The organism is Myroides sp. LoEW2-1 (assembly GCF_009767705.1).
Taxonomy (GTDB): Bacteria; Bacteroidota; Bacteroidia; order Flavobacteriales; family Flavobacteriaceae; genus Flavobacterium; species Flavobacterium album_A.
In genome coordinates this window covers 1-11,577 of record NZ_WSPP01000339.1, presented here as the reverse complement: position 1 = coordinate 11,577, position 11,577 = coordinate 1, and the positions used below count along the sequence as shown (strand labels likewise).

12 protein-coding genes and 1 tRNA gene are annotated in these 11,577 nt (G+C 34.8%); all 13 read left to right on the top strand.

Translation table 11 applies throughout. The features are described 5' to 3' along the window. Positions 1-244: 244 nt before the first annotated feature. Positions 245-883, top strand: a complete 639-nt coding sequence (locus GOQ24_RS15655) for a peroxiredoxin (RefSeq protein WP_155092306.1) — start codon at positions 245-247, stop codon at positions 881-883. A 46-nt stretch (positions 884-929) separates the two neighbouring features. After that, positions 930-1,238 (top strand): thioredoxin family protein, encoded by a 309-nt coding sequence (locus GOQ24_RS15650; RefSeq protein WP_155092307.1) that lies wholly within the window; start codon positions 930-932, stop codon positions 1,236-1,238. A 21-nt stretch (positions 1,239-1,259) separates the two neighbouring features. Further along, positions 1,260-1,517, top strand: coding sequence for a DUF6952 family protein (locus GOQ24_RS15645; protein WP_155092308.1), 258 nt, complete (start codon positions 1,260-1,262; stop codon positions 1,515-1,517). Between the two features lie 166 nt (positions 1,518-1,683). Then, complete coding sequence (gene tpx / locus GOQ24_RS15640; RefSeq protein WP_155092309.1) at positions 1,684-2,184, top strand: thiol peroxidase; 501 nt, start codon at positions 1,684-1,686, stop codon at positions 2,182-2,184. Between the two features lie 138 nt (positions 2,185-2,322). Beyond that, a complete protein-coding gene (locus tag GOQ24_RS15635; RefSeq protein WP_160340109.1) occupies positions 2,323-4,854 on the top strand; it encodes an FtsK/SpoIIIE family DNA translocase in 2,532 nt (843 codons plus the stop codon). A gap of 22 nt (positions 4,855-4,876) precedes the next feature. Beyond that, positions 4,877-5,527, top strand: a complete 651-nt coding sequence (locus GOQ24_RS15630; protein ID WP_160340108.1) for a LolA family protein — start codon at positions 4,877-4,879, stop codon at positions 5,525-5,527. An 11-nt stretch (positions 5,528-5,538) separates the two neighbouring features. After that, on the top strand, positions 5,539-7,092 hold the full coding sequence (locus tag GOQ24_RS15625) for an LptF/LptG family permease (protein WP_160340107.1): 1,554 nt from the start codon (positions 5,539-5,541) through the stop codon (positions 7,090-7,092). 20 nt (positions 7,093-7,112) lie between these two features. After that, entirely contained in the window at positions 7,113-8,246 is a 1,134-nt protein-coding gene (ribB, locus tag GOQ24_RS15620; protein WP_155092312.1) for a 3,4-dihydroxy-2-butanone-4-phosphate synthase, read from the top strand. Between the two features lie 137 nt (positions 8,247-8,383). Beyond that, positions 8,384-8,468 (top strand) — tRNA-Ser (locus GOQ24_RS15615). 272 nt (positions 8,469-8,740) lie between these two features. Next, a complete protein-coding gene (locus tag GOQ24_RS15610; protein ID WP_243731293.1) occupies positions 8,741-9,586 on the top strand; it encodes a site-specific integrase in 846 nt (281 codons plus the stop codon). A gap of 40 nt (positions 9,587-9,626) precedes the next feature. Next, on the top strand, positions 9,627-9,917 hold the full coding sequence (tnpA, locus tag GOQ24_RS15605) for an IS66 family insertion sequence element accessory protein TnpA (RefSeq protein ID WP_160340106.1): 291 nt from the start codon (positions 9,627-9,629) through the stop codon (positions 9,915-9,917). Next, complete coding sequence (gene tnpB, locus GOQ24_RS15600) at positions 9,917-10,255, top strand: IS66 family insertion sequence element accessory protein TnpB (RefSeq protein WP_160340105.1); 339 nt, start codon at positions 9,917-9,919, stop codon at positions 10,253-10,255. Before tnpA ends, tnpB begins: the two co-directional genes overlap by 1 nt. A 49-nt stretch (positions 10,256-10,304) precedes the next feature. Then, positions 10,305-11,577, top strand: a 1,273-nt coding sequence (tnpC, locus tag GOQ24_RS15595) for an IS66 family transposase (protein WP_160340104.1), incomplete at its 3' end; no start/stop codon positions are given.

The following is an 11,577-nucleotide window of genomic DNA, read 5'->3' as shown; positions in this document are numbered from 1 at the left end:
TAACGATAACTAATAATTAGCATTTATATAACACTTAGTTAGTTTGTAAAATCGCAATTTCTTTATATATTTAAAAAGTCAAAACAGAATACAGTAAAAAAATATTTAGACAAGGGTAAAATAGATATTTATTATAGTATGATAAAAAACAATAATCAAACTTAATAGATATAACCTAAAATGTGTTCTACATTTGCAATAGAAAAATAAGAGAAATCAATATTAACTTTAAAAAATAATTATTATGTCTTTAGTAGGTAAAAAATTTCCAAATATCACAGTTGATGCAATGTCTGAAATGGGAGATGATTTAAGAATCAACATTTTTGAGGAAGCAACAAAAAACAATAAAAAAGTATTATTATTCTGGTACCCAAAAGACTTTACTTTTGTATGTCCTACAGAATTACACGCTTTCCAAGCAGCATTACCTGAGTTCGAAAAAAGAAACACTATGGTAATTGGAGCTTCTTGTGATACAAACGAAGTACACTTTGCATGGTTAAACACAGCAAAAGACAACGGTGGTATCGAAGGTGTAACTTACCCAATCTTAGCTGATACACAAAGAAACTTATCTTCAGTATTAGGAATTTTAGACGTAGAAGAAGAAGTTTACAGCGAGGAGTATGATGCAGTTCAAATTGCAGGTTCTAACGTAACTTTCAGAGCTACTTACCTTGTAGATGAGACTGGAAAAATCTTCCACGAATCAGTAAACGATATGCCACTTGGTAGAAACGTAAACGAATACATCAGATTAATCGACGCTTATACACACGTTCAAACTCACGGAGAGGTATGTCCTGCAAACTGGGAAGAAGGTAAACAAGCGATGAACGCTGACAGAAAAGGTGTTGCTGAGTACTTAAGCAAAAACTAATCTGTAAGATTACATCACAGAGTATAAACGATTAAATAAAAATAAAATGCTTTTAGAATTAGATAAAGACAATTTACAAGAAATTGTAAATTCAAACGATAAAGTAGTAGTTCAATACGCTGCATCTTGGTGTGGTAACTGTAGAATTATGAAACCGAAGTTTAAAAAATTGGCTGGTGAGAAACAGAACATGACATTTGTAATTGCAGATGCTGAGAACTTCCCTGAGTCAAGACAATTAGCCGACGTAAGTAATTTACCTACATTCGCTACATTCGTTAACGGAAAATTAGTAAACCAAGCTCAAACAAACAAAGCAGAGGTTTTAAACGATTTAGTAAACGAAATTGCATAATTTCAGAAAAACACAATTAGAATGAAATTACCTGTTATCAAACATTTGACTCAATTCATTGAGGACAATGACCAAGATTATATCATTGAAACTATCGAAGTATTAGAAAACCTAACTGAAGTTCCTTCATTGAAAGACGAAGAATTAGATGTTATCGGGGAATTAATTTCTAATATGTACGGTGCCTTAGAGGTTCAAAAACTGATCAAAGAAGGTGCTACTCAAAAAGAAGCTCTTAACGGGTTTATGAAAAGAGTATTAGGATCAATTGACAAATAATTTATCAATACCAAATACACAAGGGTTCAACATTTTACGTTGAACCCTTTTTTTATGGAACACAAATAAGTAAAACTTTCACTATTGCGATGATTTCTCACAATAAAAACAAGTTTACATTGATATATTTTATATATTTTTGTGTAGTACTAAAAATTAAAATAATATGGCAAAAGTAACTTTAAAGAACAACGAAGTACACACTATAGGTGAACTTCCCGCTATAAACGCTATAGCTCCAGCATTTAACTTAGTAGGTGCTGGATTAGCTGATAAATCACTATCTGATTACAAAGGAAAAAGAGTAATACTCAATATCTTTCCAAGTGTAGATACAGGTACATGCGCAATGTCAGTAAGACATTTCAACGAATCTGCTGCTAAATTAGACAATGCAGTTGTACTTTGTATATCAAGAGATTTACCTTTCGCTCAAGATCGTTTCTGTGGGGCTGAAGGAATTAAAAACGTAGAGATGTTATCTGATTTTAGAGAAGGACAATTTGGAAAAGACTATGGCGTTTTATTTACAGACGGTCCTTTAAAAGGTCTTTTATCTCGCGCAGTAGTAATCATTGACCCACAAGGAAAAGTAGTTTACACAGAGCAAGTAGCCGAGACTACAAATGAACCAAACTATGAAAAAGCTTTGGCTGCATTGAAATAAAACATCACTAAAAAAACATATTTCTGTTATTGGTTGTACCATAACTCTCAAGAGCTATTTTATAACCAATAGCAGTTTTTTGTATTTTAACACAAAACACGAAGATTACAATTAGCCATATTGTCAATATATTTTGCGATGAAAAAAGAAAGTAAAACCAAAAAGACTACTACTACACAATCCGACAAAACAAATAAATCCGCTAACCCATTATTTAATATCAAATTCCTATTTCTAATACTTGTGGTTATCGCAGGTATTGCTTTAACAATAGGATTGTTTTCATATTTATTCACAGGTGTAGAGGATCAAAGTAACTTAGATGCTCTGGGAGATCGAACAGCTGCTGTAGCAAATACTACGGGTAAGATAGGCGCCTACTTTGGCCACCTACTCATTTACAGTGGTTTTGGAGTTTCCGCTTTATTTTTATGTAAGATTCTAATACACGCAGGAATCTATGGACTTTTTGGAATTAATAGAACTCGAATTAAAAACGTCATATTCTGGGATCTAACCTCAATGGTTCTTTTATCGCTTACATTGGGTTTCTTTGGATCCAAAAACCTGATTTTAGGAGGTATAGTTGGCTATGAAATGAATCTGTACTTTGTCGATTACATTGGTACTGTAGGTACTATTTTACTTATTATCTTCTTAGTTATTGTCTTTATCGTATTTAGATTTAAACCTTCTCCTGAAAAAATTAAAGCAAATCTGGAGAGCATTAAAAACAGTGTAAACAAGACAATTGAAAAGAGCAAAAAGGAAATTACTGACTTTAATATTGATACTCCAGAGAGTGTACCAACAAAGAGTCCAGAAAACTCCACTCCAGTAAAAGAAGAACACACTGAGAATTTAGAGAAACTAATCACTGATAATTTAATTATAGAAAACGCAACTGAGACTCAATCACAGCCAGAAAGCCAAGGTGAAACTGCGCCAAAGCACTCTTTTACAATGGATCCAAAAGCTGTAAAACCAACTATAGAACACAGCTCAGAGTTATCATTAAAAAACAAAAAGCAAGAGGAAGATTCGTTTGAAGGAATGATTTTAGACACTCCAAATGACAATTTTGTCATTGAAGCAGCTAAAGATGAAGAGGTATTAGAGGAAAACTTAGCCGCTAAACTGGTACAAGACTTTGGGGAATTTGACCCAACACTTGAACTTTCAAAATATCAATTTCCTTCTATTGATATCTTAAAAGAGTATGGAAACTCTGGAATTACAATTGACCAAGAAGAACTGGAAGAAAACAAAAACAATATTGTAGAGACCTTAAAGAACTACAAAATTGACATTGCGCAAATTAAAGCTACTGTTGGACCAACAGTTACTTTATATGAAATAATACCAGAGGCAGGAGTTAGAATATCGAAGATTAAGAATCTTGAAGATGATATTGCCTTATCACTAGCTGCTTTAGGTATTCGTATCATTGCTCCTATTCCTGGTAGAGGTACCATTGGTATTGAGGTACCAAACACCAAGCCTTCAATTGTATCAATGAAAAGCGTTATTGCCTCACCTAAGTTTCAAAATGCAGAAATGGAGCTCCCTGTTGCTTTAGGTAAGACCATTTCTAATGAAACCTTTGTGGTAGACTTGGCGAAAATGCCTCACCTACTTATGGCAGGAGCCACAGGACAAGGTAAATCTGTGGGATTAAACGCCTTATTAACTTCCCTACTGTACAAAAAGCACCCTGCAGAAGTTAAATTTGTGTTAGTTGACCCTAAAAAAGTAGAATTAACGTTATTTAATAAAATAGAACGCCATTATTTAGCTAAATTGCCTGATTCAGAAGATGCAATCATCACTGATAATACAAAGGTTATTAATACACTCAACTCCTTGTGTATAGAGATGGATAACCGCTATAGCTTGTTAAAAGACGCTATGGTGAGAAACATCAAAGAATACAACGAGAAGTTTAAACAACGCAAGTTAAATCCTGAACAAGGACATCGCTTTTTGCCTTATATTGTCCTTGTGATAGATGAGTTTGCAGATTTAATTATGACAGCAGGTAAAGAAGTAGAAACTCCTATTGCTCGTTTAGCTCAGCTTGCCCGTGCAATTGGAATTCACTTAATTATCGCAACGCAAAGACCTTCTGTAAACGTTATTACCGGGATTATTAAAGCTAACTTCCCTGCGCGTGTGGCCTTTAGAGTAACTTCTAAAATTGACTCGCGTACAATCTTAGATGGTCAAGGAGCAGACCAGCTAATTGGTAGAGGAGATATGCTATATACACAAGGTAATGACCTTGTACGGGTACAGTGTGCCTTTGTTGATACACCAGAGGTTGAGAAGCTAACTGAGTATATTGGATCTCAAAAAGCTTATCCAAGTGCATATCTACTACCAGAATACGTAGGAGAAGATGGTGGTGCAAGTAATATTGACGTGGATATTAGTGAAAGAGATGCCTTATTCAAGCAAGCTGCTGAAGTAATTGTCATTGCACAACAAGGGTCTGCATCTTTATTACAGCGAAAACTCAAATTGGGTTACAATAGAGCAGGAAGACTTATTGACCAATTAGAAGCCGCAGGAATAGTAGGTCCGTTTGAAGGAAGTAAGGCCAGAAGCGTACTTATTCCAGATATTTTAGCCTTAGAGCAATTCTTTAGAGCTGAAGAAGAAAATATGTAAAACCTAAAACAAGGTATTTTTTATGAAAAAGTTAATTAGTTTATTATTTATAATTGCCATTTCACTTAGTAACACCTACGGCCAATCAAGCCAACGTGCGAAAAACTATCTAAATGAAGTAAGCAAGCGACTCTCAAATTACAAAAACGTGTCTATTGATTTTTCATATAGTTCACGCAATGACAAAGATGAGCAGTTAAACCAAGACACTAAAGGACATGTAGATATACAAGGAGATTTGTATCTACTGGAGTTTATGGGAATTAAAAAAATATATGACGGAAAGAAGATCTATACAATTTCATCTGAAGATGAAGAGGTAACTATTTCGAAATTCAACAAAGAAAAAAGCGATGGTATCTTACCTTCTCACCTACTTACTTTCTTTCAAGAAGGATTTACTTACCAATGGGATATATTAGCTAGTGTAAAGGGGCGTCAAATCCAATACATTAAGCTATTTCCAATTGATGAGTCCTCAAGTATAAAAGAAGTCTTACTGGGTATAGATGACCAAAGCAAAGACATCTACACTAAGGTACAAACCAATAAAAATGGTACAAAAACTATCTTAACGGTTAATTCTTTTAAAACTAATCAGAGTATATCAAAAAATCATTTTACCTTTACCGAGTCTCAGTACCCAAATTATTATATTAATAAAATAGATTAGTTTTTCTTTCTGTGAAAATAATAGATCGATATATTTTAAAGAGCTTTGTAACAACACTAACTACAGTGTTTGCTATTCTGTACTTCATATTTATTCTACAAGCAGTTTGGTTATTTATCACTGAATTAGCAGGTAAAGACCTTGATGTATTTGTTATTATCAAATTCTTATTGCTCTACTCGCCAAAGATGGTGCCACTGGTATTGCCCTTATCGGTATTATTATCCTCAATTATGACCTTTGGTAGCTTGGCTGAGAATTACGAATTTGCTGCAATGAAAGCCTCAGGAATATCTCTTGGTCGCGCTTTAAGACCACTCTCGATATTTATCAGTGCGTTAGCCTTATTATCTTTTTGGTTTGCAAATAACGTGATTCCAAAAGCGGAATATGAGTTTATTAACTTGCGCCGAGAAATTGTAGCGGTAAAACCAGCTATGGCAATTGCACCTGGACAGTTTACTGACTTGGGAACATCGAATATTAAAGTAGATAAAAAAACAGGAGACAAAGGACAATATCTCGATAATGTTACCATGCATATTCGCGGAAACGGCGGCTATAAAAACGAAGTAGTGATTCGCTCTGTCAATGGTGAATTGGCCACTTCCGAGACCACCAACTTATTACAGTTACAACTATTTGACGGAAATTACTACAGAGATATTCCACATAAGACATATCAAGATGCCAATAAAATGCCTTTTATGAAGGTGAAATTTGACAAATACACTGTCAATATGGATATGGCTGAACTGAACAAAACAGAAGATCCTGAGAGAGTAACGAATACTTATCACATGCTTAATATTAGCCAATTAAGCTATACCTTAGATTCGTTAAACAATGAAGTAGTCGCAAGTAAAATATCTAATTCGGATAACCTTACCTTGAGATTAAAATCACTGTATGATAGTAATAAAGCCACTGATACTACAGATCAAGATGACAATCACTCGCAAGAAGCTTCTATAGATTCAACAAAGTCTAAAACCGCATACTTAGAGGTTGCACCAGATAAAATACTTGAGCAGTTCAATAAAACGGAAAAAACAAGAATATTGACCACTGCCAATGAATATGTAAGTAATCTTATGTTTAATACCGAAACCAATGACGCTACGGTATTAAATCAAATGAAAAAGATTAACGACCATTACTTGGCACTAAACGAAAAGTTTGTCATAGCTTATTCGTGTTTCTTAATGTTCTTTATCGGAGCACCCCTTGGGGCTATCATCCGAAAAGGAGGTGTAGGATTACCTATGGTTTTTGCGGTAATTATCTTTATTACTTACCACTTTATCAATACCTTTGGTAAAAAAGTAGCTCAAGAGGATGGTATGTCACCAATATTGGGCTCTTGGATCGGAGCACTTGTGCTCACTCCCCTAGCTGTCTTCGTTACCTACAAAGCTACGGCCGATAATGGAGAAGTAAACTTTGGGGCTGTATTTGAGCCATTTGTCGATGCCTTTGTTTGGGTAAAAGAGAGAATAAAAGCTTTCTTTGGCCTTATCAAGACTAAAATATTTGGCAAAGAAATAGATAACAAGGAATTATAAACAACAAAAAAACAACTATAATGTCACACAATCACATTCAATTAAACACTATTGAGGAAGCTATCGAAGATATTCGTCAAGGAAAAGTAGTCATAGTGGTAGATGATGAGGATCGTGAAAACGAAGGTGATTTTATCGCCGCTGCAGAAATGGTTACTCCAGAGATGATTAATTTCATGGCTACCTATGGTAGAGGTCTTATCTGCGCTCCCCTAACCCAATCAAGATGTAAAGAACTTGACTTACATCCAATGGTAACAAACAATACAGTTCTTCACCAAACTGCCTTCACGGTAACTATTGACTTAAAAGGTCATGGTTGTACAACCGGTATCTCGGTTCACGATAGAGCTAAAACGATAGAGTCATTAGTAAAAGAAGATACTAAGGCTGAAGACTTAGGCCGTCCAGGTCATATTTTTCCACTAATCGCCAAAGAAGGTGGTGTATTAAGAAGAACAGGACATACTGAGGCTGCTGTTGACCTTGCTCGTTTAGCGGGATTAAAACCTGCAGGAATATTAGTTGAAATTTTAAATGAAGATGGTTCTATGGCTCGTCTTCCTCAATTAATGGAAGTGGCTAAACAATGGGACTTGAAGATTATATCAATTGAAAATCTTGTGGCTTACCGCATGAAGCACGATAGTTTAATCGAAAAGAAAGAAGATTTTGAAGTAGATACGCGCTTTGGTAAATTTAGATTAAGAGCATATCAGCAAAATACAAATCAACAAGTACACATTGCTTTGACAAAAGGAGATTGGCAAGAGAATGAAGCTGTTTTAACACGCATAAACTCAATGATTGGAAATAACGATATCTTGGACGCTTTAAGTGGTAAACTTGATAAGCGCATTGAAGCTGCATTTGAAAAGGTAAATCAACAAGGTAAAGGAGCTATATTATTTATCAATCAAGAAGAATTAAGCTCAAGCCTACTTAAAAGATTAGCCTTGATCAAAGAACAAGGAGCTTGTCTTAATATGGATACACCTAAACTTGCTGCGGATCAAAAGGATTTTGGTATCGGGGCACAAATTCTACACGATTTAAAAATCGGAAAAATCAACTTGATGACTAATTCTGAACAAGCCAAAAGAGTTGGTATGACTGGCTATGGCTTGGAAATTGAAGATTATATTAAATATTAATAGACCAATAATCTTTTCAATATAAAGCACTTAGAAAATAAGCGTAAAAAAAGTATATAATTTCTTTTATTTTCTTTTGCACAAACGAACAAAAGCTCTATATTTGCACTCGCAATACAGAACAAGAGAGTTCGACTGGAGAAATGGCAGAGTGGTCGAATGCGGCGGTCTTGAAAACCGTTGACTGTAACAGGTCCGGGGGTTCGAATCCCTCTTTCTCCGCGAAATTATAAATAGTAACTTTTTAAAAGTTAGTAAAAAAGCACAAAACCTATGATTCACAACGAGTTATAGGTTTTTTCTTTTTTAGGGGTATCGCATTTTATTCAAAAATGCTCAAAAAAAAGTTACAGATTAGGTGCACAAAAAAACATCTAAGCGATGTGCACCTTTCAACTGAGCAAACCCTGACGCCAAAGGGTGCCAGAGAGTTTTAAACTGTGTTTTTGGAACGTTTTAATTCGACATTTATTAATATTAAAAACAGTTGAATTATGTTAGAAAAACAGTTGTCAATTAATTTCTTTCTCAAACCAAGTAGAGAGAAAAGTGATTTAAGAGGTGTTTACCTTAGAATCACAGTAGATGGTATTCGCAAAGAGACTTCTCTAAGTCACAAGTGGGATATCAAAAGATGGAACCAAAAAGCAGGTCGTGCTAATGGTGCTAAAGAAGATGCTAAAACGCTAAATTACATCTTAGATACAATCATATCTAAGATTACCAAGTACAAATTAGAACTTTTAAGTAATGAAGAGCCTATTACTGCCTCTGTGCTTATGGATTATATCCAAGGAAAAGGAACTAGTAAGGCAAAAGTTTTAGAAGAATTCCAAAAGCATAACGATGAAGTTTTTAAACTCGTGCCTAAAGAGTATGCTATTGGAACACATGAAAGATACGTAACAGCAAGATCGCATGTAGCTGAATATATTCGTTATGTATATGGTAAAGAAGATATAGAGTTTAGAGAACTCAATTATGAGTTTGTACTTGGCTATGAGCATTATTTAAAGACTGTTAGAGCGTGTTCTAATAATACAGCTATAAAGTATATCTCAAACTTCAAAAAGATTGTTCTACGAGCAGTTGCTAAAGGAATTATCCCTTCCAATCCTTTTGTACAATACAAACCTAAAAAGACTAAGCTCAATAAAAAGCCATTAAGCAAGGAAGAGTTATCTATTTTAGAGAACAAAGAGTTTACCAATGAAAGGTTAAGTACCGTAAGAGATGTGTTTGTTTTTCAATGTTATACTGGTCTTGCCTATATTGATGTATTTCAACTAAAGAAAAGTGATATTACAAAGTATCCGCCCGACCAACCACATATTTCGTGACCTAATGTAAGGTATTAAGTTTGCTTCAAATAATAAAGAGATGAGCAAACAAGAAATAATGTACTCTCACGTAGAGGATTGGAAAATAAGCGGATTAACACAGTCAAAATACTGTGAAAGTGTAGGAATTAAATTAGCAACCTTTAGTTATTGGGTGGTTAAGTATAAGGCAAAGTCAGAGTCAACACAATTAGACAATAATTTTATAACTGTGACAAAAGACCAAGTAAGCAATAGTCAAGAATATGAAATCGTATATCCCAATGGTGTAAAGCTACGTGTACAAACAGACAATCTTAGCGAACTATATTCATTAGTAAACTTAGTATAATGTTTAGTTTGAGTAGTTCTAATCAATTTCATTTGTATAGACAAGCTTGTGATATGCGCAAGAGTTTTGATAGCCTTTGTGGACTTGTCCAGAATGAACTTAATCAAGTAGCTCATAACGGAAGAGTCTATATATTTATCAATAGACGCTGTAATCAAATGAAGCTCTTGCATTGGGAAGCAGGAGGCTTTGTACTATACCACAAACGCTTAGAACAAGGAACTTTTGCTTTTCCCACGCATAGTAAAGCTCAAATAAGTTGGAGTGATTTAGTACTGATGATAGAGGGAATCCAGGTTATCAAAAGCCATAAAAAAAGGCGTTTTTTATTGAAGTAAAACAGGTTAAACCCTTGTATATTCACGGCTTTTGGCGTATATTTACTTCATGGAAATAGACTTAGAAAACTTATCGAAAGAACAACTTTTGGCGCTTATAAAAAAGCAGTCCAAGACTATTTCCAAACAAGACAAAGTAAATACTAAGTTAGAGCAAAAGACATCTAAGCTAGAACAAGAAAAGCAAGAACTCCAACGCTTAGTAGATCTTTTACGACGCATGCAATTTGGACAAAAACGCGAGCGTTTCGAAGACCCTAATCAAACGGAGTTACCTTTAGACGTTCAGCAAGCAGTCTTGGAAGAACAAGAAGAAGTAATCAAACAAGAGATCACTTATTCTCGTCAGAATAAAAAACATCCAGGAAGAGCTAAACTACCTGATCATTTACCAGTAGAAGAAATAGAAATCTACCCAGAGGGAGATTTATCTGATAAGATTTGCATTGGCAAAGAAACAACAGATGTCTTAGATTATGTTCCAGGTTACTTTAAAATCAAACGTTACATCCGATATAAATACGCCACGAAAGACAAAGACAATACGCAAATTAGTATTGGACTGCTTCCAGAGCGAATCATCGATAAAGGAATACCTTCAGAGGGGTTATTATCTACAATACTTGTAGATAAATACGTAGATCATCTTCCACTACACCGTCAGAAGCAACGCTTTTCAAGAGAAAACATTGATATAGCTTCTTCTACAATCGATGGTTGGGCAGCTCAAAGTATGGATACTTTAAAACCACTATACGAAAAGCTGGTGATGGACATCAAAAACGAAGGTTATCTTCAAGTTGACGAAACCACTATCAAAGTCTTGGATGAGAAAAAGAAAGACAAATCTCATCTTGGGTATTACTGGGTATATCACGCCCCTATATCCAAACTCGTAATGTTCAATTACAGTCCCACACGTAGTGGTAGCGCTGCACTACCTGTATTAGAAAACTTCAAAGGATATCTGCAAACCGATGGTTATAGCGGATACAAAGCCTATGGAGCTAAGTCAGATGTAACGCATCTTGGCTGTTGGGCACATGCTCGTCGTGAGTTTGAAAGAGCTTTAGACAATGATAAAACAAGAGCTCAACATGTGCTTGTAGAAATACAAAAAATATATGCTGTAGAGAGAAAAGCTAAAGAACAAAACTTAACACCACAAGAAACTAAAGAACTTCGTCTAAAAGAAAGTCTTCCTATCATCAATGAACTTGGTAAGTATATGTTTATTCAAATGAAACTTACCCTACCTAAAAGTCAAATAGGTAAAGCTTTTGCTTATTCCCAAACTAGATGGGATAATCTTAGTGCGTATC

Bases quoted from the DNA above. Each gene is read 5' to 3' on its own strand.
- GOQ24_RS15630 (WP_160340108.1), top strand. From the start codon at position 4,877: ATGAAAAAGTTAATTAGTTTATTATTTATAATTGCCATTTCACTTAGT.
- tnpA (WP_160340106.1), top strand. From the start codon at position 9,627: ATGAGCAAACAAGAAATAATGTACTCTCACGTAGAGGATTGGAAAATA.
- GOQ24_RS15645 (WP_155092308.1), top strand. From the start codon at position 1,260: ATGAAATTACCTGTTATCAAACATTTGACTCAATTCATTGAGGACAAT.
- ribB (WP_155092312.1), top strand. From the start codon at position 7,113: ATGTCACACAATCACATTCAATTAAACACTATTGAGGAAGCTATCGAA.
- GOQ24_RS15655 (WP_155092306.1), top strand. From the start codon at position 245: ATGTCTTTAGTAGGTAAAAAATTTCCAAATATCACAGTTGATGCAATG.
- GOQ24_RS15650 (WP_155092307.1), top strand. From the start codon at position 930: ATGCTTTTAGAATTAGATAAAGACAATTTACAAGAAATTGTAAATTCA.
- tnpB (WP_160340105.1), top strand. From the start codon at position 9,917: ATGTTTAGTTTGAGTAGTTCTAATCAATTTCATTTGTATAGACAAGCT.
- tpx (WP_155092309.1), top strand. From the start codon at position 1,684: ATGGCAAAAGTAACTTTAAAGAACAACGAAGTACACACTATAGGTGAA.
- GOQ24_RS15635 (WP_160340109.1), top strand. From the start codon at position 2,323: ATGAAAAAAGAAAGTAAAACCAAAAAGACTACTACTACACAATCCGAC.
- GOQ24_RS15610 (WP_243731293.1), top strand. From the start codon at position 8,741: ATGTTAGAAAAACAGTTGTCAATTAATTTCTTTCTCAAACCAAGTAGA.